The following is a 24,820-nucleotide window of genomic DNA, read 5'->3' on the forward strand; positions in this document are numbered from 1 at the left end:
CGTCATGCCACTTGCCCAATTGATCAGCCCCCAGCAATTAGCCGAGCGCCAAAAGTCGGCGGGGCTGGTGATCCTGGATTGCCGTTTTGCCCTGGAAGACCCAGATTACGGGCGTTGCAGCTACGCCGAAGGGCATATCGAAGGCGCGCAATATGCTGACCTGGAGCGCCATTTGAGCGGGCCGGTGACCAAGGGGGTGACCGGGCGTCATCCCTTGCCAGAGGCGAAAAGATTCGTCGAACAGCTCCAGGCCTGGGGCATCAATGCCGACACCGACGTAGTGCTTTATGACGACGGCCCCGGCGCCTATGCCGCTCGCGCCTGGTGGCTGTTGGCCTGGCTGGGCAAGCGTGACGGCGTGTTTATCCTGGACGGTGGCCTCAAGGCCTGGCACTCCGCGGGTTTCCCGTTGAGCCTGGATGCGCCGGTAATTGCGCCTGGCACCTTTGTGGGGGCGCCGGACAATCACCTGCTGCTGGACGCCGAACAGCTGCAAAAACGCCTGGGCCAGCCCGGCCTGACCTTGATCGATGCCCGTGCCCAAGCACGTTTTCGCGGTGAAGTTGAGCCTATTGACCCGATTGCCGGGCATATCCCCGGTGCTCAATGTGCAGCGTTTAGCGAAAACCTGGGCAGTGATGGGCGTTTCCTGCCGGCCGACCAACTCAAGCAACGCTTCGCCGCGCAGTTGCAGGGCCGCTCGCCCGAAGATCTGGTGGCGTACTGCGGCTCGGGCGTGACGGCGTGCCACAACCTGTTCGCCCTGAGCCTGGCGGGTTACCCGTTGGGCAAGTTGTATGCGGGGTCGTGGAGCGAGTGGATTACCGATCCCGCGCGGGCAATCGCTACGGGTGACTGAGTTCCCTGCCTCAAATGTGTAAACGATGTCCCCGGTTTCAGATGTAAACGATGTCTACGGTTTTACTTCAACCGTGTTGGGCCAGCAGCCATTGGGGGATGCGCCGCTCCAGGTAGTAGCTGGGGCGTTTCAGTGAGCCATCGACGAAGCCCACGTGCCCACCTTTGGTCGTCAGCTCAAACTCGGTGCATGCCGACAGCTCGCTGGCTTCGGGCAAGCTGTGGGCGAATACGAACGGGTCGTCGGCAGCTTGGATAATCAACGTCGGTGTGCGGATAGCGCCCAGGTAGTAGCGGCTCGACGCGCGCCGGTAATAGTCCTCGGCACTCAAGAAACCATGCAGCGGCGCGGTCACCCGGCCATCGAAGTCCCAGAACGTGCGCATCTTCTCCAGTGAACCGAGGGCTTCCAGGGTTTTCAGCCCGTCCGCACGACCATCCTGTAAAAAGCGGCTTTGTTTGGCGCGGATATACGCGAGCATTTCGCGCATGAAGTGCTTTTGATAGATCCGCGAAAAGCCCAGCCCGATGCGATCTGCGCACTGGTCCAGGCGAAACGGCACCGACACCGCTGCTGCGCCTTGCAGCCCCGAAGCGTCGCCGGTTTCGCCCAAATGCTTGAGCAGCACATTGCCGCCCAGCGAATAACCCACTGCATACAGCGGTGCCAATGGTCGTTTGGTGCGCAGGTGGGTAATCGTGGCTGCCAGGTCTTCACTGGCCCCGGAGTGATAGCTGCGCGCCAACAGGTTCGGCTCGCCCGAGCAGCCGCGCCAGTTCAGGGCTGCGCTGGCCCAGCCTTGTACGGCGAGGACTTTTTGCAGGCCGGCCACGTAAGGCGAGTTGGATGAGCCGGTGAGCCCGTGCAGCACCAGTACCAACGGTGCTTGCGCGTCGTGCGGGCCGTGCCAGTCGAGGTCGAGAAAGTCGCCATCTTCCAGCCATAGCCGTTCGCGCTGGCGTTCGATGTGGGTGGTAGGGCGCCACAGCGGCCCCCACAGGGTTTGCAGGTGAGGGTTGCCGAGGCCGAAGGCGGGGGTGAACAGGTCGGAGGACGGTGTCATGAAACTCTCGGTTTTGAGCTAACTCACTGTCTGTGGCGAGCGGGCTTGCCCTAATGCCGTTCAGTTAAGGCTTTTTTGTAGGAGCGAGCTTGCTCGCGAAGAACTCACAGGCGCCGCGTTCACTCAGGAAACACGCGTTATTGTTGAGGTTTTTCGCGAGCAAGCTCGCTCCTACAGAAGGCGATGTACGCTTAACTGAACGGCATTAGGGCTTGCCCCGCGTTGGGCTGCGAAGCAGCCCCATCAAGAACACCGCATTTATTCAGTCAGAGTGCCGTCGCAGGTTTTAGGGCTGCTTCGCAGCCCGACGCGGGGCAGCCCGCTCGCCACACTTGACGCCAGTCTGAAAGGTCAGACGGCGCTTTCGACCAACCGATGCCACAGCGCGTAATACACCCGCCCGGATTTTTGTTCCCGGTGCAGGCGCCAGGCGCCCGGCAAACCCAAGGTAGACGGTGCCGTCTCGCTTTCAGTGTAGATCCATGAGTCCGGTGCCAGCCATTGGCGCTCTTCAAGCAATGCGCACACCGTCGGCAACAGGTTCTGGTTGAATGGCGGGTCGAGGAACACCACGTCGTATTCGCTCGCCGCCTGGGTTTCCAGGTAGCGCAGCGCGTCAGCGGTCTGCACCTGGCCGTTGGTGCAGCGCAGGGTGCCCAGGTGCTCCTTGAGGCTGGACACCGCCACATTGCTGGCATCCAGCGCCTGTGCCTGGGCCGCGCCACGGGACAGCGCCTCCAGGAACAGGGCGCCGCTGCCGGCAAACGGGTCCAGCACCTTCGCCCCGGCGATGTACGGGGCCAGCCAGTTGAACAGGGTTTCGCGCACGCGATCCGGCGTTGGGCGCAGGCCCACGACGTCGGGGAAGCTCAGCTTGCGGCTGCCCCATTCGCCGCCAATGATGCGCAGTTGGCCCACACCGTTATGCACGTTGTGGACAGGTTTTTTCGGGCGAGATGAACTGGCCATTAATGCTCCGGAACCCCGAGCGGCTGCTCGGCAGGTTTATCAGTGGGGGGCGGTAGTGGCTTTTGCGCAGTGGTCGGGCCGGCGGTCACGATGACCATCTTGTCGGCGCTCAAGTGTTTGTTCAAGGCAGCCTTGACCTGCTCTACGGTCAGGGCCTGGGATTGTTTCATGAAATCTTCCAGGTAGCTCAGCGGCAGGTTGTAGAAACCCATGGCGCCCAGTTGCCCGACGATATCGGCGTTGCTCGCGGTCGACAGCGGGAAGCTGCCGGCCAGCTCGCGCTTGGCGTCATCCAGCTCCTTTTGCGTCGGGCCGGTCTTGAGGTAGTCGGCGAGCACATCCTCGACCAGGCGCAGGGTGCCACCGCTCATTTCCGCGCGGGTCTGCAGGTTGATCATGAACGGGCCGCGTGCCTGCATCGGCGAGAAACCGGAGTACACGCCGTAGGTCAGGCCGCGCTTCTCGCGCACTTCACTCATCAACCGGGTGCCGAAACCACCGCCGCCGAGGATCTGGTTGCCCAGGGAGAGGGCCGCGTAGTCCGGGTCGGCTCGGTCGATACCCAGTTGGGCGAACAACAGGTGGGTCTGCTTGGACGGAAACTCGATATGGCTCAGGCCAGCCTTGGGCTCGGTCGGCTGGGCGATCTTCGCCAGGGCCGGGCCCTTGGGCAGCGAGGCCGACACTTTGGCCGTCATCGCTTCGGCTTCGGCGCGGGTCAAATCACCGACCACGGCAATTACGGCATTACCCGCCGCATAAGCCTTGGCGTGGAACGCCTGCAACTGCGCGAGGGTAATCTTCGGAACGCTTTCTGGCGTGCCTTCGCTTGGGTGAGCGTAAGGGTGATCGCCGTACAGGCGCTTGAACAGTTCAAGGCTGGCCAGTTTGCCGGGGTTCTGCTTCTGGTATTCAAAGCCGGCGAGGATCTGGTTCTTGATCCGTGCCAGGGAGTCGGCGGGGAAGGTCGGCTTGCCAATCACCTGGTCAAACAGCGTCAGGGCGGCGTCGCGCTTGGTGCTGTCGCTCAGGCTGCGCAGGGAGACCAGCGCCATGTCGCGATAAGCGCCATTGCCAAAGTCGGCGCCCAGGCTTTCAAAACCGCTGGCGATCTGGCTGACATCCTTGCCCGGCACGCCTTCGTTGAGCATGGCGTTGGTCATCAGCGCGAGGCCCGGGACGTTGCCGTCCTGGCTGCTGCCAGCGGCGAACAGGATACGCATGTCGAACATCGGCAGTTCATGGGCCTCGACGAACAGCACCTTGGCGCCTTCGGCGGTGGTCCAGGTTTGCACATCGAGCTTGCGATTGGTCGGCGCCTTGCCGTTCAGCTCTGCCAGAGATTGCAGCTTGTTGGCCGATTGGGCCTTGTCCAGGGCCTGGCTGGCGACGGACTCGCTGGGGCGCAGGAAATACACGGCGCTTGCTGCGATCAAGGTGACGGCGATCAGGCCGGGCAGGATCAGGCGGCTGCTTTTGCGATCACTCATGAGCGGTCTCCTGAGGCAGAACATGGGCGACGCTGAGACGTTCGCGGGTGAAATAGGTGCGTGCGGCCTTCTGGATGTCTTCCGGGGTCACGCTTTGCAGGTCGGCCAGCTCGGTGTCCATGAGTTTCCAGGACAGGCCGACGGTTTCCAGGGAGCCGATGGCCGTTGCCTGGCTGGTGATGGAATCACGTTGGTATACCAGGCCGGCGATGACCTGGGCACGGATGCGCTCCAGCTCTTCGGCGGTCGGCGGCTTGGCCTTCAACTCTTCCAGCAGGCGCCACAGGCCGGCTTCGGCTTGGGCAATGGTCTTTTTCTTTTGCTGGTTCGGGGTGGCCGAGAGGGTGAACAGGCTGTCACCCCGGGTGTAGGCGTCGTAGTTGGTGGATGCGGCGGATACCAGCTCTTCACCACGTTCCAGTTGCTCGGAGATCCGTGCACTGTAGCCACCGTCCAGCAGGGCCGAGATCAGGCGCAGGGCTTGGACCGAGCGCTTGTCTTCGGCGGTGGCCAGGCCGGGTACGTTGAAGCCCAGGATCACACTCGGCAATTGGGTCTGCACGTGCATCGTCAGCAGGCGCTCGCCGGGCTCGGCCAGCTCCATCGGGATCTTGGCGGGCGGTACGTCACGCTTGGGGATAGGGCCGAAGTAGCGCTGGGCCAGGTTTTTTACCTCATCCGGGGTGACATCGCCCACCACTACCAGCGTGGCGTTGTTCGGCACATACCAGGACTGGTACCAGTGGCGCAGTTCCTCGACCTTCATGCGGTCGAGGTCGGCCATCCAGCCGATGGTCGGCGTGTGGTAGCCACTGGCGGGGTAGGCCATGGCCTTGAAGCGCTCGAAGGCCTTGGACATCGGGTTATCGTCAGTGCGCAGGCGGCGCTCTTCCTTGATGACCTCGATTTCGCGGCTGAACTCGTCGGCCGGCAGGCGCAGGCTGGCCATGCGGTCGGCCTCCAGCTCGAAAGCGACGCCCAGGCGGTCGCGGGCCAGTACCTGGTAATAAGCGGTGTAGTCATCGCTGGTGAAGGCATTTTCTTCGGCGCCCAGGTCGCGCAGGATCAGCGAGGCTTCGCCGGGGCCGACCTTGGCGCTGCCTTTGAACATCATATGTTCCAGAGCGTGGGACAAACCGGTCTGGCCTGGGGTTTCGTAGCTCGAACCGACCTTGTACCAGACCTGCGAAACCACCACCGGCGCGCGATGGTCTTCGCGCACCACGACCTTGAGGCCGTTATCCAAGGTGAATTCATGGGTGGGTTGTGGGTCGGCAGCCAAGGCTGAGAGGGGCAGACAAACTGTGCTGAGCAGCAGGCCTGCAGCGCGGCGGGCTAGAGCATTCATTCGTTTTTAAACCTGTTGGGCTGCCCGCTTGGTCTTAGCGTCGGCGGGCGAGGAGGTGCTAGGATACTGATCCGACTAAGGGACGGCCACTGTGGCTGTCTTGTTGAGGCCCTATTTAGGCCTTACAAAATGTTGCGCATGAACGAGCTGGCTAAAAAACAGTCTGTTACGCATCGAATTTTATTTACCGATGTGCCCCTTGGCGCGTCGCTACCTTGAGATAGCCGTCTCCATGTTTGGTTCCAACGACGACAAGAAGACCCCAGCTGCGGCTGGCGAGAAAAAAGGCCTGTTCGGATGGCTGCGCAAAAAGCCGCAGGAAACCGTCGTCGAACAGCCACAGGTTCAAGCTGAGCCGATCCCCGCTCCTATAGTAGAAGCCGAACCGGTTGCCCAAGCCCCGGCGCCGGTGGTGCTGCCGATGGCTGAGCCGGTGTTGCAGCCGGTGGCCGACGTGGTGCCGGAACCTGAGCCCGAGCATAAGCCGTGGCCGGAGCTGCCGGTGGCCGAAGAGCCCGTGGCGTTGGTTGACGATGTGCAGGCCGAGCATGTGACGCCACCGATTCCGGTGGTTATCGAGCCGGCTCCTGTTGTGTTCGAAGCCCCTGCGCCTCTGGCCGTGATCGAGCCGGCGCCCGTTGCGGTTGTCGCGCCCGTGGTTGAGCCGGTCCCCGTCGAGCCCGAGCCGGCCGCTGCCGTCGAAACCAGCAAGACCGGTTTCTTCGCCCGCCTCAAGCAAGGCCTGAGCAAGACCAGCGCCAGCATCGGCGAAGGCATGGCCAGCTTGTTCCTGGGCAGGAAGACCATCGATGACGAACTGCTCGAAGACATCGAGACTCGCCTGCTGACGGCGGACGTGGGCGTTGAAGCCACCGCCGTGATCATCCAGAGCCTGACCCAGAAGGTCGCGCGCAAGCAGTTGACCGACGCGGACGCACTGTACAAGTCCCTGCAAGCCGAGCTGGCCGCGATGCTCAAGCCGGTGGAAGCGCCGCTGGTGATTACCCCGAAGAAACCTTTCGTGATCCTGGTCGTGGGCGTCAACGGCGCCGGCAAGACCACCACCATCGGTAAGCTGGCCAAGAAGCTGCAACTGGAAGGCAAGAAAGTCATGCTCGCCGCTGGCGACACCTTCCGCGCCGCTGCTGTGGAGCAATTGCAGGTCTGGGGTGAGCGCAACAAGATCCCGGTGATCGCCCAGCACACCGGTGCCGATTCGGCCTCGGTGATCTTCGATGCCGTGCAAGCCGCCAAGGCGCGCAATATTGACGTGCTGATCGCCGACACCGCCGGTCGCTTGCACACCAAAGACAATTTGATGGAAGAGCTGAAGAAAGTCCGCCGTGTGATCGGCAAGCTCGATGCCGACGCGCCGCATGAGGTGTTGCTGGTGTTGGACGCCGGCACTGGGCAGAACGCCATCAGTCAGGCCAAACAATTCAACCAGACGGTACAACTGACCGGCCTGGCATTGACTAAGCTCGACGGCACGGCCAAGGGGGGGGTGATCTTCGCCCTGGCCAAGCAGTTCGGGTTACCGATTCGTTACATCGGCGTTGGTGAAGGCATCGACGACCTACGCACCTTTGAAGCCGAACCCTTTGTCCAGGCACTGTTTGCCGAGCGGGAGCGTTCATGATTCGATTCGAACAGGTCGGTAAACGCTATGCCAACGGGCATGTCGGCTTGCATGAGCTGAGCTTTCGAGTGCGTCGCGGCGAATTCTTGTTTGTGACCGGCCATTCGGGCGCCGGTAAAAGTACATTGTTGCGCCTGCTGCTGGCCATGGAGCGCCCGACTACCGGCAAGCTGCTGCTGGCCGGGCAGGACCTGGCCACCATCAGCAATGCGCAGATTCCGTTCCTGCGCCGCCAGATCGGCGTGGTATTCCAGAACCACCAGTTACTGTTCGATCGCACGGTGTTCAATAACATTGCCTTGCCATTGCAGATCCTCGGGTTGTCCAAGGCCGAGATCGTCAAGCGCGTGGATTCGGCCCTGGAGCGCGTGGCGCTGTCCGACAAGACCGACCTCTACCCGGGTGACCTGTCCACAGGCCAGCAACAGCGCGTCGGCATCGCCCGCGCCATCGTCCATCGCCCGGCCCTGCTGTTGGCGGACGAACCCACCGGTAACCTCGACCCGCGCCTGGCCGCCGAGATCATGGGGGTGTTTGAAGACATTAATCGCCTGGGCACCAGCGTATTGATCGCCAGTCACGACCTGGCGTTGATCGCGCGCATGCGCCATCGCATGCTCACGCTGCAACGCGGGCGCCTGATCGGCGACGGGGAGGCTGGCGTATGAGTGCGACCCGCAGCCCCAAGGTTTCCGAGCGTGTGGCGCCAAAGGCAGCCGACCCGCAGCCGAAAAAGAAAAAACACGACGAAGACGACGGCCCGGACTTCAGCACCCTGTTGCGCGCCTGGATCGAAAGCCATCGCGCCAGCCTGCTGGACAGCCTGCGTCGCCTGGGCAAGCAACCCATCGGCAGCTTTTTCACCTGTTTGGTGATGGCCGTGGCCTTGAGCCTGCCGATGGGCTTGTCGCTGTTGCTCAATAATGTGGAGCGCCTGGGCGGTTCCTGGCAGCGTGCGGCGCAGATTTCGCTGTACCTGAACCTGGATGCCAGCGCCAAGGAGGGAGAGGCTCTGCGTGATGACATCAAGAACCTGCCGGGCGTGGCGGATGCCGAGTACATCAGTCGCGATCAGGCCCTTGAAGAGTTCCAGCAGCAGTCCGGATTAGGTGAGGCGCTCAAGGAACTGCCGCAGAACCCGCTGCCGGGCGTGGTGCTGGTGACGCCGAATGAAGTCGACAAGCCTGCCCTTGAAGCGCTGCGACAAAAACTCGCAGAGATGCCCAAGGTGCAACAGGCGCAACTTGATCTAGTCTGGGTAGAGCGCCTGGCCGCGATTCTCAAGCTGGGCGACCGCTTTGTGTTCGGCCTGACGGTGTTGTTGGTGTCTGCATTACTTTTGGTGATAGGTAATACCATTCGTCTTCATATTGAAAACCGTCGCACCGAGATAGAAGTGATTAAACTGGTCGGCGGCACGGACAGCTATGTGCGTCGTCCCTTTCTGTACATGGGCGCGCTTTATGGCTTTGGTGCGGGGATCTTGTCCTGGGGTGTCCTGGCGTTTGGCCTTGACTGGCTGAATGACGCGGTGGTCGGGCTTGCCGGCTTGTACGGCAGTGATTTCGCCCTGGCGGGCGTGCCGGTTGCCGACGGTCTGTCGCTCTTGCTTGGCGCGGTATTGTTGGGGTATATCGGTGCGTGGATTGCGGTCGCACGGCATTTACGTGAGCTGGCACCGAAGTAGTTAATGTCAGGGTAATGTGGTTTCGTTTGTATTGGCCGTATCAGTAGTTTAGGGAACTTGTCCTACGGTTCCCGGTCAATTTTCGCAGTGCTGAACTGCACGAGTTATGTGAGTCGGAGGTTTTTTCGTATGACCACTTCTTTGCAACCTGCTTATGCTTTGGTCCCAGGTGCGAACCTGGAGGCTTATGTGCACACGGTGAACAGCATTCCATTGCTGACACCGGAGCAGGAGCGTGAACTGGCCGAGAGTCTCTACTATGAGCAGGATTTGGGGGCGGCTCGGCAGATGGTGCTCGCCCACCTGCGTTTTGTCGTACATATCGCCCGTAGCTACAGTGGCTACGGCCTGGCCCAGGCTGACCTGATCCAGGAAGGCAACGTCGGCCTGATGAAGGCTGTAAAGCGCTTCAACCCGGAGATGGGTGTGCGCCTGGTGTCGTTTGCCGTGCACTGGATCAAGGCGGAAATCCACGAATTCATCCTGCGCAACTGGCGCATCGTGAAAGTCGCGACCACCAAGGCCCAGCGCAAGCTGTTCTTCAACCTGCGCAGCCAGAAGAAACGCCTGGCGTGGCTGAACAACGAGGAAGTCCACCGCGTGGCCGAAAGCCTTGGCGTGGAGCCCCGTGAAGTACGTGAGATGGAAAGCCGCCTGACCGGCCATGACATGGCCTTCGACCCGGCCGCCGAAGCGGACGACGACAGCGCGTTCCAATCGCCAGCCAACTACCTGGAAGACCACCGGTACGACCCGGCGCGTCAACTGGAAGACGCTGATTGGAGCGACAATTCCAACCACAACCTGCACGAAGCGCTGGAAGTGCTGGACGACCGCAGCCGTGACATCCTCTACCAGCGCTGGCTGGCGGAAGAAAAAGCCACGCTGCACGACCTGGCGCAGAAGTACAACGTGTCGGCCGAGCGGATTCGTCAGCTTGAGAAAAGCGCGATGAATAAGCTGAAGCTGTCGATCGCGGCTTAAAAATGTGGGAGGGGGCTTGCCCCCTCCCACATTTGTTTTGTGTTGTCTCAGTCGGACCAAGGCGCCTTGCGCGAATTGTTCAGCTCCACCAGATAACCATCCCCACCCAACTGGCTCATCTGCTGGCGAATCCATGCGGCCCGTCGCGCCACATAGGCGGTCGGATGGCTTGCGCTCCACACCCGTGGGTTAGGCAGTACCGCCGCCAGATAGCTGGCTTGCTGTCGGGACAGCCCCTTGGCACTTACGCCGAAGTGATGCTGCGCCGCCGCTTCCGCGCCAAACACGCCCTCATCCCACTCCACGCTGTTGAGGTACACCTCAAGAATCCGCTCCTTGGGCCACAGCACCTCGATCAGCCCGGTAAACCAGGCCTCCAGGCCCTTGCGCAAATAACTGCGGCCTGCCCACAGGAACAGGTTTTTCGACACCTGCTGGCTCAGCGTACTGGCGCCGCGAATCGAACCGCCGCGCTCGTTGTGCAGGAGCGCCGCCTGGATCGCGCCGAAATCGAAGCCCCAATGCTGCGGGAAGCGCTGGTCTTCACCGGCCATCACCGCGACCTTGAGGTCATCGGAGATCTGGTCCCAGGGCACCCAGGTGCGCTGCAGGTCAATGGGTTCGCCGTCGAACCAGGATTCAACCTTGCGTTCCACCATCAACGCCGTGAACGGTGGCGGCACGAAACGGAATAGCAGCACCAGCAAAACGCTGCCGATGGCAAACCATTTCACGACTTTGAGAAAACGATTGAAGAGGACACGCAGCATAGAGATGGCTTGGCCGAACCCGTTGAGCGGGCCATTATACAGACCCTGCCCAATGAGTCTGACTGGAGTTCCTCATGCTGCGTGGCTTTCTGATGTTGGCTGCCTTTTTCGGCTTCACCGGCGTCGCCCTCGGTGCATTCGCCGCCCATGGCCTGAAAAACCGCCTGAGCGCCGAGTACCTGGCAATCTTCCACACCGGCGTCACCTACCAGTTGGTGCACGCCCTGGCGCTGTTCGGCGTCGCGCTGCTGGCCGCGCATATGCCTGGCCGGCTGGTCAACTGGGCGGGTCTCTCGTTTACCGTCGGTATTCTGCTGTTCTCCGGCAGCCTGTATGTGCTGACCCTGACTGGCATCAGCAAGCTGGGCATCATCACGCCATTTGGCGGGCTCGCGTTCCTGCTGGGCTGGTTCTTCCTCGGCCTGGCGGCATGGCGCCTGCAGGCTGATTAAAGCTTTCGCTGACCGGAGGACTTGGGCCAGCAACCTCAATCGGGCTAGAATGCTGGCCCCTAAAAACGATGGCGGCCCGTGGCATGCGCATTCAGTTGAACGGCGAATCTTTTGAACTGCCCGACGGTGAATCCGTTGCGGCCCTGCTGACCCGCCTGGACCTGACCGGGCGTCGCGTCGCAGTGGAGCTCAACCAGGATATCGTCCCGCGTAGCCAGCACGCCGAGACCGCGCTCACCGAAGGTGACCAGGTCGAAGTGGTGCACGCCATCGGCGGCGGCTAGTCGTCCGGCGTCCAGGCGCGCCACCCCGGATTCTGCAGAACCTCACCCCATTTCGAGGATTTCCCATGAGCATCGTTCGTAGCGACAAGCCCTTCGTCCTGGCCGGCCGCACCTACCAGTCCCGTCTGCTGGTCGGCACCGGCAAGTACCGCGACATGGAAGAAACCCGCCTGGCCATCGAAGCCTCGGGCGCCGAGATCGTGACCGTGGCCGTGCGCCGTACCAACATCGGCCAGAACCCGGGCGAACCGAACCTGCTGGATATCCTGCCGCCAGACCGCTACACCATCCTGCCGAATACCGCCGGTTGCTACGACGCCATCGAAGCCGTGCGCACCTGCCGCCTGGCTCGTGAGCTGCTCGACGGTCACAATCTGGTGAAGCTGGAAGTACTTGCCGACCAGAAAACCCTGTTCCCCAACGTGATCGAAACCCTCAAGGCCGCCGAAACCCTGGTCAAGGAAGGTTTCGACGTGATGGTCTACACCAGCGACGACCCGATCATCGCCCGCCAACTGGCCGAAATCGGCTGCATCGCCGTGATGCCACTGGCTGGCCTGATAGGCACGGGCCTGGGGATCTGCAACCCGTATAACCTGCAGATCATCCTCGAAGAAGCCAAGATTCCGGTGCTGGTGGACGCGGGTGTAGGCACTGCCTCCGACGCCACCATCGCCATGGAACTGGGCTGCGAAGCGGTGCTGATGAACTCTGCCATCGCCAATGCCCAGCAACCGATCATGATGGCAGAAGCCATGAAACACGCGATCGTCGCGGGCCGCCTGGCCTACCTTGCCGGGCGCATGCCGAAAAAACTCTACGCCAGCGCCTCCTCGCCGCTGGATGGTCTGATCAAGTAAGAGCCATTGATGACTGAATCAAACGAAACGCCGAACACCGTGGACGCAGGCGACGAGTCCAAGCACCGCCGTATCAAGAGTTTTGTGATGCGCGCCGGTCGCATGACCGAAGGCCAGCAAAAGGGGCTGGAACAGGGCACGCCGCTGTTCGTCCTGCCCCTGGCCGACGCGCCGGTGGATTACGACCAGGTGTTCGGTCGCTCGGCCCCACGTTCCCTGGAAATCGGTTTCGGCATGGGCCACTCCCTGTTGGAAATGGCCGCGGCCTCGCCCGAACAGGATTTCATTGGTGTGGAAGTGCACCGGCCCGGTGTCGGCGCGCTGCTCAACGGCGTGCTCACCCAGGGCCTGACCAACCTGCGGGTGTATGACTGCGACGCGATCGAGGTGCTCAACCGCTGCATCGCCGACAACAGCCTTGACCGCCTGATGCTGTTTTTCCCTGATCCGTGGCACAAAAGCCGTCACCACAAGCGCCGTATCGTCCAGGCCTCCTTCGCCGAGTTGGTGCGTAGCAAGTTGAAAGTCGGCGGCATCCTGCACATGGCCACCGACTGGGAACCCTACGCGGAATACATGCTGGAAGTGATGAACGTCGCCCCCGGCTACCGCAACCTGGCCGAAGACGGCAAATGCGTACCGCGCCCGGCCGAACGCCCGATCACCAAGTTCGAACGCCGCGGCGAGCGGCTGGGGCATGGGGTTTGGGATTTGAAGTTCGAGAAAGTGGACTGATCAGCCGGTCACTTGGAATGCGGTCAAAATGTGGGAGGGGGCTTGCCCCCGATAGCGGTGGGTCAGTCATAGAGTGGTTGACTGATATTCTGCTATCGGGGGCAAGCCCCCTCCCACATTTGTATCTGTGTTGGGTATGGAATCAGCGGCGATCAGCGACGACGCCAATCAACACCAGCACCACCACCAGCACCGGCGCCAGGCTGTAGTTATTGAACTGGCTCAACCCTCGCACAATCCACGGCGTGGCGTAGATCAGCGCCGCGCCGCTGCCGATCATGCACAGCAGGGCCATCAACGGTACGCGCAACGCGCCGGCGATGCTGCCCAGGCGGGCTTCAACCCAGCCCTTGATGTCCGCGCCGAACAGCACCAACAGGCAGCCGACGAGGGCCAGGGATATTTCCGACAGGTTGCTGCGGCTCCAGCGGGATACGGTGGCGAGCAGGTCGAGTACCAAATCCATTCGATTTCCTTAAGAGCGATCAGCTCAAAAACTTCTGCAACAGGTCATTGAGAAAGAGTTGCCCGCGGTCGGTGGCCACCAGGCGTGACGGTTCGACCTGCATTAAGCCACTTTGTTCTGCCTCGCGCCGGGCCTCATCGAGGCTGGCCAGGTCGAGGCCGGTGCGCTCGGCATAGAGCTTGGCCTCGACGCCTTCGGTGAGGCGCAGGGCGTTCATCAGGAACTCGAACGGCAATTCTTCGTTGGTCAGTTCCTTCGCGCCAGCCTGAAAGCTTTTGGCCGGGTTGAGGTAGTCCTTCGGCGCGCGGGTCTTCCAGGTACGCACGATGCGTCCATTCGGGTGGCTGAGCTTGCCGTGGGCGCCGGCACCGATGCCGATAAAGTCACCAAAGCTCCAGTAGTTGAGGTTATGTCGCGCCGCACGCCCCGGTTGCGCATAGGCTGAGACTTCATATTGCGCGTAACCGTGTTCGGCCAGCAGCGCCTGGCCGGCTTCCTGGATATCCCACAAGGTATCGTCTTCCGGTAGCGTCGGCGGCTGGTTCCAGAAGACGGTGTTGGGCTCCAGGGTCAGCTGGTACCACGACAAATGGGTCGGCTTGAGCGCGATGGCCTGGCGCAGGTCGCCCAAGGCGTCATCCAGGGACTGATCGGGCAAACCGTGCATCAGGTCCAGGTTGAAGTTGTCGAACCCGGCCTGGCGCGCCATGCCGGCGGCGCGCATGGCTTCATCGCCGTTGTGGATGCGGCCCAGGGCTGCGAGTTTTTCCTGCTGGAAGCTCTGGATGCCGATGGACAGGCGATTGATCCCCAGCTTGCGGTAAGCCACGAACTTCTCTTGCTCGAACGTTCCGGGGTTGGCTTCCAGGGTGATCTCGATGTCGTCGGCAAACGGGATGCGTGCTTCAACCCCCTTGAGCAGGCGACCCAGCGCGGCGGCGCTGAACAGGCTCGGGGTGCCACCGCCGAAGAAGATCGAACTCAGTTCACGGCCGTACACCGCGTGCAGGTCCTGATCGAGGTCGGCCAGCAGCGCGTCGACGTACTCTTCTTCCGGCAACACGGGGCTGGCGGTGTGGGAGTTGAAGTCGCAATAAGGGCATTTGCGCACGCACCACGGGATGTGGATATACAGCGCCAGGGGCGGCAGCACCGGCAACGCCGCCCTTGGTGTTTGCGCGCCGCCGTGGATCAGCGGCTGCGCGGAGGTGTTCTGGGTCATTTCAAGCCCAGGCGCTGGCGCAGCAAAGCCATGGCGCGGGCGCGGTGGCTGATCTGGTTTTTGTCGGCCGGGCTCAGTTCGGCGCTGGAGACATTGCGCTCCGGCACCCAGAACAGCGGGTCGTAACCAAACCCATGCTCGCCGCTGGCCGCATGCAGGATGCGCCCGTGCCACAGGCCTTCGCAAAGGATCGGCAGCGGGTCATCGGCGTGCCGCACCAGGGCCAGCACGCAGACGAACTGCGCGCCACGCTCGGCGTCCGGTACTTCCTTGAGGGCGTCCAGCAGCTTGGCGTTGTTGGCCGCGTCACCCTTGCCGTCGGCATAGCGCGCGGAATAGATACCCGGAGCGCCGCCGAGGAAGTCCACCGCCAGGCCCGAATCATCGGCCAACGCCGGCAGGCCCGAGATGCGTGCAGCATTGCGCGCCTTGAGGATGGCGTTCTCGACGAACGACAGGCCAGTTTCTTCCGGTTCCACCTGGCTGAACTCACCGATCGAGCGCAGTTGCACGGATTCGCCGAGCATGGCCTGGAGTTCTTTGAGTTTGCCGGCGTTATGGCTGGCCAGCACGAGTTGAGTCAGGTTCATCAGTCCGCCGGAAACAGTTCCTGGTTGAATTGGAAACCATGGGCCTTGCCGCCGGTTTCAACGTTGATGGTGAAAACCCGCATTTCTTGTTGCGGCACGTTGTAGGGCGCGAGGTAATAGATCGCACCTTTCTCGGTAATCTGCTTGAACGTCAGGATTTCGCTCCTGCCGCTCAGGTCTTTGACCGTACCGGTGACTTGCGCGGCCACGGGCGTCACGCCCTTGATCACGGTCACGTTGATCAGCCCCTTGTTTTTGCTGCGTACCACGCCAACCGCCTGGGCCGTGTCGGGCTGCAGGAAGCTGGAGGTGAAGGTGTTGTAGTGTACGGTGATATCGCCAAATTCTTTCTGGCGTTTACTGTCGATAGGGTCGGCGGCCATGGCGCTGACGCCCAGGCACGCGGTGAGTAGAAAAACAGCCAGGCGACTCATGATCGTCCTCCTTAAAAATAGTTAGACGGCAATCTTATGGTCCGTCAGACCAGGACTGCTGACCCGGTAAATCCCAATCTCACCCAACAAATTAGGCCATAGCTTACTCGCCCAGCCGTGGCGATGCTGTTGATCGACGGCAAGGCGGTTGATCACCTTGGCTTTGCGTTCGCCGCACAGCGCTTCGAAGTCTTCGAACGTGCAGAAGTGGATGTTCGGCGTGTTGTACCAAGTGTAAGGCAGGAAATCCGATACCGGCATGCGGCCCTTGGTGGCCAGGTACCAGCGGCAGCGCCAGTGCCCGAAGTTGGGGAAGGTGATGATGCACTGGCGGCCGACGCGCAGCATCTCGTCGAGGATGCGGTCCGGGTAATGCACCGCTTGCAGGGCCTGTGTCATCACGACGACGTCGAAGCTGTTGCTGGCAAAGTTGCCCAGGCCCTTGTCCAGGTCCTGCTCGATCACGTTGATGCCCTTGGCCACGCACTGGGCGATGTTGTCCGGGTCATTTTCCAGGCCGTAGCCGGTGACCTGCTTGTTGTCGCGCAGCCAGCTCAGCAGTTCGCCATCGCCGCAGCCAAGGTCGAGCACACGGCTGCCGGCGGGTATCCAGTCTTGGATGATTTCCAGGTCGGCTCTCATGGCGTTCTCACAGAGTAATGCGGTTCATGTAGTTCCTGAACGCCTGCAGATAACGAGGGATCGGGATCAGGAAGGCGTCGTGGCCTTGCGGAGCATCGATTTCCAGGTAGCAGACGTCTTTCTTCGCTGCCATCAAGGCATCCACCAGTTCCCGCGAGCGGGCAGGCGAGAAGCGCCAGTCGGTGGTGAACGACATCACGCAGAATTTGGCCTTGGCACCTTCGAAGGTTTTCGCCAGGTCATCGTTGAAGTTCGCCGCCGGGTCGAAATAGTCCAAGGCCTTGGTCATCAGCAGGTAGGTGTTGGCATCGAAACGCCCGGAGAACTCCTCGCCCTGATAACGCAGGTAGCTCTCCACCTGGAATTCGACGCTGTGGAAGTCGTAGTTGAGCTTCTCGCTCTTGAGGCCACGGCCGAATTTTTCGCCCATGGAATCATCGGACAGATAAGTGATATGCCCGACCATCCGCGCCAGCATCAGCCCACGCTTGGGGATCACGCCCGCTTCCTGGAACGAACCGCCGTGAAAATCGGGGTCGGTCAGGATCGCCTGGCGGGCCACTTCGTTGAAGGCGATGTTCTGCGCCGACAACTTGGGCGCCGAGGCGATCGCCAGGCAATGGCGCACGCGATCCGGGTAGGTGATGGTCCATTGCAGCGCCTGCATGCCGCCCAGGCTGCCGCCGATCACGGCGGCCCATTGCTGGATGCCCAGCAGGTCGGCCAGGCGGGCCTGGCTGTGGACCCAGTCTTCCACGGTCAGCACCGGGAAGTCCGCGCCGAACGGCTTGCCGGTTTCCGGGTTGAGGCTGCTGGGGCCGGTGGAGCCGTTGCAGCCGCCGAGGTTATTCAGGCTGACCACGAAGAACTTGTTGGTATCGATGGGCTTGCCGGGGCCGATGCAGCTGTCCCACCAGCCCGGCTTGCGCTCGTCGGCACTGTGGAAGCCGGCGGCGTGATGATGGCCGGACAAGGCGTGACAAATCAGCACGGCGTTGCTCGCCGTGGCGTTCAGTTGCCCGTAGGTTTCATAGATCAGGTCATAGGCAGGCAGCGAACGGCCGCAGGCCAGGGCCAGCGGTTCGCTGAAGTGCGCCACTTGGGGCACGACCAGTCCAACAGAATCGGGGGGGAAGGCAGTTGGCATCGACCCTGCTCTCGTTTAAATGAGGCGTAAGTCTAAAGACCGCTGCACCCAGCGGCAAGCAAAGGCCGGAGGGGAGTGGGAGATCGTTCTCGCGCAGGGCGTGAGAACGATCATCCGAGGGAGGATCAGATCAGGCCAAACAACAGCGGCGGCATGGCGACGAAGTCCGCCAAGTATGGAATCGCCCAGCTTTGCAGGAGCTGGATCGCAATGAACGCGAAAATCGGCGAGATATCCAGGCCACCCAGGTTGGGAATCAAACGACGGAACGGCGCCAGCACCGGCTCAGTGATCTGCGCCACCAGCTCAGCCCCCGGGCTGCGGCTGCCCGGTGCCACCCACGACAGAATCACGCTGATGATCATCGACCAGAACAGGATCTTCAAGAACAGCGAGAACACGCCAATCAGTGCCCACGGCAGCAACAGCAAGGTTTTGGGCAAGTAGCCCTTGAGCATCAGGATGACCGCAAACAGCAGGATCTGCAGCAGCAGCGCCAGCACCAACGAGGACATGTCCAGGCCGAACATGCTCGGGACCACCCGGCGCAGGGGCTTGAGCAGTGGTTGCGTGGCCTTCACCACGAATTGGCACAGCGGGTTGTAGAAGTTCGCCCGCACCAGTTGCAGGATAAAACGCATCAGCACGACCAGCAGGTACAGGCTGCCCAGGGTCTGGATGATGAAGATCACAGCGTCATTGAGTCCAAGCATCATTTATTCCTTTGTAAGGGACGACTATTGGCCCAGTTGTTCGGCCATTTCAGCCGAACGGTGCGCAGCGGCGCCGAGAGCTTTTTCCACCAGGGCTTCAAACCCCCCGGCCTGGAACGATTCGATAGCGGCTTGCGTGGTGCCGCCTGGGGAGGTCACGCGACGGCGCAGCTCGGCGGCATCCACTTCGCTGGTCACGGCCATCTGCGCGGCGCCCAGGGCGGTTTGCTCGGCCAGTTGCTTGGCGACTTCCTGGGGCAGGCCCAATTTCACGCCGGCGGCGGTCATGGCTTCGATCAGCAGGAAAAAGTACGCCGGACCGCTGCCGGACACGGCGGTGACCGCATCCAGTTGCTGTTCCTGTTCCAGCCACAAGGCGATGCCCACGGCGGACAGCAGTTCCTGGGCCTGGTCGCGCTGTTGGGCGGTCACTTCGGACGTGGCGTACAAACCGCTCACACCCTTGCGCAGCAGCGCCGGGGTGTTGGGCATGCAGCGTACGATCGGCTGGGCGCCGAGCCAGTTGTTCATGCTGGCGCAAGTGATGCCGGCGGCGATGGACACCACCAGTTGATGGGGTTGCAGGCTTGGGCGCAGGCTTTCGCACACGGCCTTCATGGCCTGCGGCTTGACCGCCAGCACGACCACGTCGACGCCCTGGATGGCCTCGGCGTTGTCGGCGAACGTGTCGATACCGTGCTCGGCGCTGACGCGGGCGCGGGTCTCGGCGCCCGGGTCGCTGGCGCGAATCTGTTGGGCTTGCAGGCCCTTGGCCCGCAGGCCGCCAATCAGGCTGGCCGCCATGTTACCGGCGCCGATAAAGGCAATACGCGTGTTGCTCATGACAGGTCCTTATTCAGTGGGAGATCAGCCATTTCACGGCTGGCCATAATCGCGGGCGCCAAACAGGGCGGTGCCGATCCGCACCCAGGTGGCACCTTGGGCGATGGCCGACTCAAGGTCATGGCTCATGCCCATGGAAAGTGTGTCCAGCGGCAGGTTCAGGCTGGCTTGCAGGTCACGCACGGTGGCGAACGCTGCATCTTGAGCGGTTCGATCTTCCGTCGGCTCGGGGATCGCCATCAGGCCGCGCAGCTTCAAGCGCGGCAGGGCGCTGATGGCGTTGGCCAGGGCCGGCAGGTCGGCGGGCGTACAGCCGGATTTGCTGGCCTCGCCACTGACGTTGACCTGGATGCAGATATTCAGTGGCGGCAGGTCAGCCGGGCGTTGTTCGGAGAGGCGTTGTGCGATTTTCAGGCGGTCCACGGAATGCACCCAAGCGAAATTCTCGGCGATCGCACGAGTCTTGTTCGATTGAATGGGGCCGATGAAGTGCCAACTCAAGGGCAGGTCGGTTAATTCGGCCTGTTTGCCCAATGCTTCCTGCAGGTAGTTCTCACCGAAGTCGCGCATGCCGGCGGCATAGGCTTCGCGCACGGCTTGCGCGGGTTTGGTCTTGCTCACGGCCAGCAGGTGGATGCTGTTTGCGTCACGTTGCACGGCGTTGGCTGCGGCGCGGATCCGCTCGCTAACCAGGCCGATGTTGTCTGCTATCGTCGACATTCAAGATGCGCCCGTGGATATGGAGTCCGCGGCATTCTACTGGAAATGGAAAGCCCTATGGATATCACTGAATTACTGGCGCACAGCGTACGCCAGGGCGCCTCCGACCTGCATCTGTCGGCTGGCCTGGCGCCGATGCTGCGGGTGGACGGTGAGGTATGGCCGTTGGATTGGCCGGTGCTGGCACCTGCCCAAGTGGCTAACTTATTGAGCCCTTTGCTCAACCAATACCAACAAAAGGATTTCGAAACATCTCTTGAAACGGATTTTGCCTTCGAACTGCCCGGTGTGGCGCGGTTCCGGGTCAATGTATTTCAGCAGGCGCGCGGTATGGGGGCGGTGTTTCGCACGCTTGCAGCCGAGGTCCAGAGCTTGGAAGCCCTTGGCCTGGGGGAGGTGTTCCAGCGTATTGCCCAGTTGCCGCGCGGCCTGGTACTGGTGACCGGACCCACCGGCTCCGGCAAGTCCACCACCCTGGCGGCGATGATCGACTACCTCAATCAGCATCGGCGCCAGCACATCCTCACCCTCGAAGACCCTGTCGAGTTTATCCATACGCCGAAAATGGCCCTGATCAACCAGCGTCAGGTCCACCGCGACACCCACAGTTTTTCCACCGCCCTGCGTTCGGCCCTGCGGGAAGACCCTGATGTGATCCTTGTGGGCGAATTGCGCGACCTGGAAACCATTCGCCTGGCGCTGACGGCCGCTGAGACCGGCCACCTGGTCTTTGGCACCCTGCACACCACCTCGGCGGCAAAGACCGTGGACAGGCTGGTGGACGTGTTCCCGGCGGGGGAAAAGGCCATGGTCCGCACCATGCTGTCTGAGTCGCTGCAAGCGGTGGTGTCACAGGTGTTGGTCAAGAAGCTCGGCGGTGGGCGGGTGGCCGCCCATGAAATCATGTTGGGCACGCCAGCCATCCGTAACTTGATCCGCGAAGACAAGGTGGCGCAGATGGTCTCGGCGATTCAGACCGGTGCAGCGTTGGGGATGAAAACCTTGGATATGAGTTTGAAGGCGTTGGTCACGCAAGGCGTGATCAGCCGGGAAGAGGCGCGGGAGAAGGCGAGGGTACCTGGGGATATCTGAGGGCTTGTGGACAGTACAAATCAAATGTGGGAGGGGGCTTGCCCCCGATAGCGGTGGATCAGTCACTTTGATGTCGACTGACACTCTGCTATCGGGGGGGCAAGCCCCCTCCCACATTTATTACTGCATTCCAGCTTTGGATCAGCGTTGGACTACCCGCAAGGTGTTCTGCTCTTTTGGCAGAACCCGCTTGGCAATCACGTAGTTCTTGTCCCAGAACGGCTTTTTCAGGGTGTCGATGCTGACCGACTTGCCACGGCGTGGTGCGTGGATAAAGCGGTCGTTGCCCAGGTAGATGGCAACGTGGTTGACCTTGCGGCTCTTGAGTTTGAAGAACAACAGGTCGCCCGGTTTCAAATCCTTGCGCTCAACCTTTTGCCCGTGGCCGGCGGCCATGGCGTTGGAGGTGCGCGGCAAATCCACGGCCGCTACGTCGTTAAACGCATATTTCACCAAACCGCTGCAGTCGAACCCTTTACTTGGGCTGCTGCCGCCCCAACGATAAGGAGTACCGAGCACGTTGACGGCGCGGCTGAGGACGGTGCTGCTTTGTTTGGTGTTGGCTGCCATCAGGCCTGGGGTGGTTTTGCCGTGGGCCTTGCTCAGTTGAGTCGGGCGGCTGACAGTAGGCTTGGCTGATTTGGCCGTGCTTGGTGTGCTGTGAACTTTAGGGGTGAAACCGTTTACGTTAGGAAGTCGTTGCTCACGATTGGTGGCGTGGGCGGCCAGTGGCATTAATAGGCAAATGGTTAGCCATGTCTTGAAAAATGGTCGCATTAGGCGTGGCTCTTATGGGTTTGCGCGCAACTTTATAACAGCTTTTTGTGTCGTTCTCAGGCCGTTTGTCGACTGAACCTTGGGGTCAAATCCAGGAAAAACGCGACGAATCGCCGCAATTGTCCTACACAAGTCAGGTGGCATAAGGCTTTCAGGGGAGGGAAGATACCATTGGCCGTACGTCGGGCGCCCGTAAAAAAGTCACAAATAAAGTGAAAAAATTTATCTATCAAGGCAAAAGAGGTACTCCATGAACACCTATCAACAGCTTGGTTCGCAGCAAGACACCCACAGCAAGGTGATCGGTTACCTGCTCTGGATTTTCGGGTTTACCGGCTCGCACCGCTTCTATTACGGCAAGCCGGTGACCGGCACGATCTGGTTTTTCACCTTCGGCTTGCTCGGTATTGGCTGGCTGATCGACCTGTTCCTCATCCCGGCCATGGACCGTGAGGCCGACCTGCGTTTTACCGCCGGGCCGATCGAATACAACGTGGCGTGGATTCTGTTGACGTTTCTCGGGGTATTCGGTGTGCACCGGATGTACCAGGGCAAATGGATCACCGGCCTGATCTACCTGCTGACCGGAGGTTTGTTCCTGGTGGGGGTGCTGTATGACTTCTGGACGTTGAATACGCAGATTTCGATCCGCAATGCCGAGCTAAGAGGCGGGCGCTGATTTCTCAGACCTTATAGCGAACTCAATGTGGGAGGGGGCTTGCCTCCCACATTGACCGTGCCCGCTTCAGGCCTGGTAGCTGATCCGCCCATCCACCAGGGTGTAGCGTACCGTCGCCGGCAGGCTATGGCCGATGAACGGGCAGTTTTCACCCTTGGACAACCAGTGCTCGCCGGCAATCGTCGAGCTGGCTGGATCAAACAGCACCAGGTCTGCCGCGGCACCTACCGCCAACTTACCCGCCGGCAGGCGCAAGGCCTCGGCCGGGCCTGCGCTCAGGCGTGCCAGCAGTGTCGGCAGGTCCAGCAAGCCATCCTCCACCAAGGTCATCGCCAGTGGCAGCAACAACTCTACGCTGCTGATACCCGGCTCTGTTGCGCCAAACGGCGCCAGCTTGGCATCGCGCTCGTGGGGTTGGTGATGGCTGGAAATGGCCGAGACCACGCCAGACTTCACTGCGGCACGTAAACCGTCACGGTCGGCACGGGTACGCAGCGGCGGTTGCACGTGATACAGGCTGGAGAAGTCGATCAGCGCCTCGTCCGTCAGGATCAACTGGTACAGCGCCACATCCGCCGTCACTGGCAGGCCACGGGCCTGGGCCTGGGCGATCAGGGCGACGCCGCGAGCACTGGTCAGCTGGCTGAAGTGCGCGCGTACACCGCTTTGCTCCACCAGCAACAGGTCGCGGGCCAGGGCGACGGTTTCAGCGGTTTCCGGAATGCCCGGCAGGCCGAGGAAGCTGGCGACGGCGCCCTCATGGGCCAGTCCACCTTCGGCCAGGTCGCGGTCCTGGGAGTGGAAGATAACGGTCAGGTCGAAGGTCGCGGCGTATTCCAGGGCGCGGCACAAGGTGCGAGTGCTGCGAAAACTCTCCAGCCCGTTGCCGAAGGCCACGCAACCGGCGTCACGCAGGGCGATCAGCTCGGCGAGCTGTTCACCTTCCAGGCCCTTGCTCAGGGCGCCGATGGGAAACACTTTGCAATTACCGGCCTCACGGGCGCGGTCGAGGATCAGTTCGGTCACGGCCGAGGTGTCCAGTACCGGCTTGGTGTGCGGCGGGCAACACAGGCTGGTCACGCCACCGGCAGCGGCGGCGCGGGTTTCGCTGGTAATGTTGCCCTTGCGGCTGTAACCCGGCTCGCGCAGGGCGACGTTCAGGTCAACCAGGCCAGGCGCGGCCACCAAGCCTTTGGCATCGATGGTCTCGACCGCGGTGAACCCGCTGGGCGCCGCACCGATGGCGATGATCTTGCCGGCTTCCAGATGAAGATCGGTAACTTGATCCAGGCCACTGGCTGGATCGATGACTCGGGCGCCGAGAATGCTGAGCTTCACTGGGCCTTCTCCTGCTCGAATTGACGTTGCGCGGTTTGCCCGCTCATGGCCATGGACAACACCGCCATGCGCACGGCGATGCCATAGGTGACCTGGTTGAGAATCACCGACTGGTTACCGTCGGCCACCGCCGACTCAATCTCCACCCCTCGGTTGATCGGCCCCGGGTGCATCACGATCGCATCGGGCTTGGCGCCGGCCAGGCGTGCGGTGGTCAGGCCGAACAGGCGGTAGAACTCGCCTTCGCTGGGCAGCAGGCCACCGGCCATGCGCTCGCGTTGCAGGCGCAGCATGATCACCACGTCCACATCCTTGAGGCCGGTGGTCATGTCGGTGTAGACCTTCACGCCATATTGCTCGATACCCACGGGCAGCAGGGTTTTCGGTGCGATCACGCGGATATCCGGGCAACCCAGGGTCTTCAGGGCCAGCATGTTCGAGCGCGCCACCCGCGAGTGCAGGATGTCGCCGACGATCGCTACCGAGAGGTTTTCAAAGCTGCCCTTGTGCCGACGGATGGTGAGCATGTCGAGCATGCCCTGGGTCGGGTGGGCGTGACGGCCGTCACCGCCGTTGATGATCGCTACCTGCGGGCACACGTGTTCGGCGATGAAGTGCGCGGCACCGGAGTCGCCGTGGCGCACGACGAACATATCGGCGGCCATGGCTTCCAGGTTGCGCAGGGTGTCGAGCAGGGTCTCGCCCTTGCTCGCCGACGAGGTGGACACGTTCAACGTGATCACGTCGGCCGACAGTCGCTGGGCCGCCAGTTCAAAGGTGGTGCGGGTGCGGGTGGAGTTCTCGAAGAACACATTGCAGATGGTCTTGCCGCGTAGCAGCGGGACCTTCTTCACCGCGCGGCCACCGACCTCGAGGAACGAGTCGGCGGTGTCGAGGATTTCGGTGAGCAGTTCGCGGGGCAAACCGTCTAGGGACAAGAAGTGTTGCAACTGGCCCTGAGCATTGAGCTGCAGCGGGCGCTTGGCATCGAGAGGCGTCATCGCGGGGACTCTTTAC

At 61.7% G+C, this 24,820-nt stretch carries 28 protein-coding genes; 11 read left to right on the forward strand and 17 right to left on the reverse strand.

What is annotated here, in order from left to right:
* Positions 1-4 precede the first annotated feature (4 nt).
* Positions 5-859 (forward strand): sulfurtransferase, encoded by an 855-nt coding sequence (locus AC1Q6I_RS00185; RefSeq protein WP_024077924.1) that lies wholly within the window; start codon positions 5-7, stop codon positions 857-859.
* Positions 860-926: 67 nt separating this feature from the next.
* On the opposite strand, the gene AC1Q6I_RS00190 is transcribed toward AC1Q6I_RS00185, so the two are convergent.
* From AC1Q6I_RS00190 to AC1Q6I_RS00205, 4 genes are all read right to left on the reverse strand, one after another.
* Positions 927-1,922 carry a hydrolase gene (locus tag AC1Q6I_RS00190; protein ID WP_102624175.1) on the reverse strand — a complete coding sequence of 332 codons (996 nt, stop codon included), beginning with the start codon at positions 1,920-1,922 and terminating at the stop codon, positions 927-929.
* A gap of 351 nt (positions 1,923-2,273) precedes the next feature.
* Complete coding sequence (rsmD, locus tag AC1Q6I_RS00195; protein WP_024077922.1) at positions 2,274-2,891, reverse strand: 16S rRNA (guanine(966)-N(2))-methyltransferase RsmD; 618 nt, start codon at positions 2,889-2,891, stop codon at positions 2,274-2,276.
* Positions 2,891-4,381 carry a M16 family metallopeptidase gene (locus AC1Q6I_RS00200; protein ID WP_024077921.1) on the reverse strand — a complete coding sequence of 497 codons (1,491 nt, stop codon included), beginning with the start codon at positions 4,379-4,381 and terminating at the stop codon, positions 2,891-2,893. The genes rsmD and AC1Q6I_RS00200 overlap by 1 nt, the downstream gene beginning before the upstream one ends.
* Positions 4,374-5,729 (reverse strand): M16 family metallopeptidase, encoded by a 1,356-nt coding sequence (locus AC1Q6I_RS00205; RefSeq protein WP_102623714.1) that lies wholly within the window; start codon positions 5,727-5,729, stop codon positions 4,374-4,376. The genes AC1Q6I_RS00200 and AC1Q6I_RS00205 overlap by 8 nt, the downstream gene beginning before the upstream one ends.
* 232 nt (positions 5,730-5,961) lie before the next feature.
* On the opposite strand from AC1Q6I_RS00205, the gene ftsY reads away from it, so the two are divergent.
* The 4 genes from ftsY to rpoH all read left to right on the forward strand — a co-directional run bounded on the left by ftsY (position 5,962) and on the right by rpoH (position 10,039).
* Positions 5,962-7,368, forward strand: coding sequence for a signal recognition particle-docking protein FtsY (ftsY, locus tag AC1Q6I_RS00210; protein WP_102623713.1), 1,407 nt, complete (start codon positions 5,962-5,964; stop codon positions 7,366-7,368).
* Positions 7,365-8,036 carry a cell division ATP-binding protein FtsE gene (gene ftsE, locus AC1Q6I_RS00215; RefSeq protein WP_003213784.1) on the forward strand — a complete coding sequence of 224 codons (672 nt, stop codon included), beginning with the start codon at positions 7,365-7,367 and terminating at the stop codon, positions 8,034-8,036. The genes ftsY and ftsE overlap by 4 nt, the downstream gene beginning before the upstream one ends.
* Positions 8,033-9,055 carry a permease-like cell division protein FtsX gene (gene ftsX / locus AC1Q6I_RS00220; RefSeq protein ID WP_024077918.1) on the forward strand — a complete coding sequence of 341 codons (1,023 nt, stop codon included), beginning with the start codon at positions 8,033-8,035 and terminating at the stop codon, positions 9,053-9,055. Before ftsE ends, ftsX begins: the two co-directional genes overlap by 4 nt.
* Before the next feature lie 129 nt (positions 9,056-9,184).
* Positions 9,185-10,039: an RNA polymerase sigma factor RpoH gene (gene rpoH / locus AC1Q6I_RS00225; protein ID WP_003176698.1), complete on the forward strand. Its 855-nt coding sequence runs from the start codon at positions 9,185-9,187 to the stop codon at positions 10,037-10,039.
* Between the two features lie 47 nt (positions 10,040-10,086).
* Here rpoH and mtgA read toward each other — a convergent pair whose 3' ends face one another.
* The gene (gene mtgA, locus AC1Q6I_RS00230) at positions 10,087-10,809 is read right to left on the reverse strand and encodes a monofunctional biosynthetic peptidoglycan transglycosylase (protein WP_024077917.1); all 723 of its coding nucleotides are present in this window, start codon (positions 10,807-10,809) and stop codon (positions 10,087-10,089) included.
* 74 nt (positions 10,810-10,883) lie between these two features.
* Between mtgA and AC1Q6I_RS00235 the strand changes: the two genes are divergently transcribed.
* The 4 genes from AC1Q6I_RS00235 (at position 10,884) to trmB (ending at position 13,140) form a co-directional block, all read left to right on the forward strand.
* Complete coding sequence (locus AC1Q6I_RS00235; protein WP_024077916.1) at positions 10,884-11,261, forward strand: DUF423 domain-containing protein; 378 nt, start codon at positions 10,884-10,886, stop codon at positions 11,259-11,261.
* A gap of 83 nt (positions 11,262-11,344) precedes the next feature.
* The gene (thiS, locus tag AC1Q6I_RS00240) at positions 11,345-11,545 is read left to right on the forward strand and encodes a sulfur carrier protein ThiS (protein WP_069077196.1); all 201 of its coding nucleotides are present in this window, start codon (positions 11,345-11,347) and stop codon (positions 11,543-11,545) included.
* A gap of 65 nt (positions 11,546-11,610) precedes the next feature.
* Positions 11,611-12,405, forward strand: a complete 795-nt coding sequence (locus AC1Q6I_RS00245) for a thiazole synthase (protein ID WP_017845016.1) — start codon at positions 11,611-11,613, stop codon at positions 12,403-12,405.
* A 9-nt stretch (positions 12,406-12,414) separates the two neighbouring features.
* A complete protein-coding gene (gene trmB, locus AC1Q6I_RS00250) occupies positions 12,415-13,140 on the forward strand; it encodes a tRNA (guanosine(46)-N7)-methyltransferase TrmB (protein ID WP_024077914.1) in 726 nt (241 codons plus the stop codon).
* A 142-nt stretch (positions 13,141-13,282) separates the two neighbouring features.
* On the opposite strand, the gene AC1Q6I_RS00255 is transcribed toward trmB, so the two are convergent.
* The 9 genes from AC1Q6I_RS00255 to AC1Q6I_RS00295 all read right to left on the reverse strand — a co-directional run bounded on the left by AC1Q6I_RS00255 (position 13,283) and on the right by AC1Q6I_RS00295 (position 19,917).
* Complete coding sequence (locus tag AC1Q6I_RS00255; protein ID WP_003176691.1) at positions 13,283-13,606, reverse strand: DUF3392 domain-containing protein; 324 nt, start codon at positions 13,604-13,606, stop codon at positions 13,283-13,285.
* 19 nt (positions 13,607-13,625) lie between these two features.
* A complete protein-coding gene (gene hemW / locus AC1Q6I_RS00260) occupies positions 13,626-14,828 on the reverse strand; it encodes a radical SAM family heme chaperone HemW (protein ID WP_069077197.1) in 1,203 nt (400 codons plus the stop codon).
* On the reverse strand, positions 14,825-15,421 hold the full coding sequence (rdgB, locus tag AC1Q6I_RS00265; protein WP_162163625.1) for an RdgB/HAM1 family non-canonical purine NTP pyrophosphatase: 597 nt from the start codon (positions 15,419-15,421) through the stop codon (positions 14,825-14,827). Before rdgB ends, hemW begins: the two co-directional genes overlap by 4 nt.
* Positions 15,418-15,852 (reverse strand): DUF4426 domain-containing protein, encoded by a 435-nt coding sequence (locus AC1Q6I_RS00270; RefSeq protein ID WP_024077911.1) that lies wholly within the window; start codon positions 15,850-15,852, stop codon positions 15,418-15,420. The genes rdgB and AC1Q6I_RS00270 overlap by 4 nt, the downstream gene beginning before the upstream one ends.
* A 21-nt stretch (positions 15,853-15,873) precedes the next feature.
* Positions 15,874-16,494, reverse strand: a complete 621-nt coding sequence (gene metW / locus AC1Q6I_RS00275) for a methionine biosynthesis protein MetW (protein WP_024077910.1) — start codon at positions 16,492-16,494, stop codon at positions 15,874-15,876.
* Between the two features lie 7 nt (positions 16,495-16,501).
* Positions 16,502-17,641, reverse strand: a complete 1,140-nt coding sequence (gene metX, locus AC1Q6I_RS00280) for a homoserine O-succinyltransferase MetX (RefSeq protein WP_024077909.1) — start codon at positions 17,639-17,641, stop codon at positions 16,502-16,504.
* Between the two features lie 125 nt (positions 17,642-17,766).
* Positions 17,767-18,354: a YggT family protein gene (locus AC1Q6I_RS00285; RefSeq protein ID WP_024077908.1), complete on the reverse strand. Its 588-nt coding sequence runs from the start codon at positions 18,352-18,354 to the stop codon at positions 17,767-17,769.
* Between the two features lie 24 nt (positions 18,355-18,378).
* Positions 18,379-19,197, reverse strand: a complete 819-nt coding sequence (gene proC, locus AC1Q6I_RS00290; RefSeq protein WP_102623712.1) for a pyrroline-5-carboxylate reductase — start codon at positions 19,195-19,197, stop codon at positions 18,379-18,381.
* A 33-nt stretch (positions 19,198-19,230) separates the two neighbouring features.
* Positions 19,231-19,917 carry a YggS family pyridoxal phosphate-dependent enzyme gene (locus AC1Q6I_RS00295; protein ID WP_024077906.1) on the reverse strand — a complete coding sequence of 229 codons (687 nt, stop codon included), beginning with the start codon at positions 19,915-19,917 and terminating at the stop codon, positions 19,231-19,233.
* A gap of 57 nt (positions 19,918-19,974) precedes the next feature.
* On the opposite strand from AC1Q6I_RS00295, the gene AC1Q6I_RS00300 reads away from it, so the two are divergent.
* Positions 19,975-21,009 (forward strand): type IV pilus twitching motility protein PilT, encoded by a 1,035-nt coding sequence (locus tag AC1Q6I_RS00300; protein WP_102623711.1) that lies wholly within the window; start codon positions 19,975-19,977, stop codon positions 21,007-21,009.
* A gap of 141 nt (positions 21,010-21,150) precedes the next feature.
* Here AC1Q6I_RS00300 and AC1Q6I_RS00305 read toward each other — a convergent pair whose 3' ends face one another.
* Complete coding sequence (locus tag AC1Q6I_RS00305) at positions 21,151-21,786, reverse strand: C40 family peptidase (protein ID WP_024077904.1); 636 nt, start codon at positions 21,784-21,786, stop codon at positions 21,151-21,153.
* Between the two features lie 250 nt (positions 21,787-22,036).
* On the opposite strand from AC1Q6I_RS00305, the gene AC1Q6I_RS00310 reads away from it, so the two are divergent.
* Entirely contained in the window at positions 22,037-22,465 is a 429-nt protein-coding gene (locus AC1Q6I_RS00310; RefSeq protein ID WP_024077903.1) for an NINE protein, read from the forward strand.
* A 66-nt stretch (positions 22,466-22,531) separates the two neighbouring features.
* On the opposite strand, the gene AC1Q6I_RS00315 is transcribed toward AC1Q6I_RS00310, so the two are convergent.
* Both AC1Q6I_RS00315 and AC1Q6I_RS00320 read right to left on the reverse strand, forming a co-directional pair.
* Positions 22,532-23,803, reverse strand: a complete 1,272-nt coding sequence (locus AC1Q6I_RS00315; RefSeq protein ID WP_024077902.1) for a dihydroorotase — start codon at positions 23,801-23,803, stop codon at positions 22,532-22,534.
* The gene (locus tag AC1Q6I_RS00320) at positions 23,800-24,804 is read right to left on the reverse strand and encodes an aspartate carbamoyltransferase catalytic subunit (protein WP_024077901.1); all 1,005 of its coding nucleotides are present in this window, start codon (positions 24,802-24,804) and stop codon (positions 23,800-23,802) included. Before AC1Q6I_RS00320 ends, AC1Q6I_RS00315 begins: the two co-directional genes overlap by 4 nt.
* Positions 24,805-24,820: the final 16 nt, after the last annotated feature.

The organism is Pseudomonas sp. MPR-R2A5, from assembly GCF_058793055.1.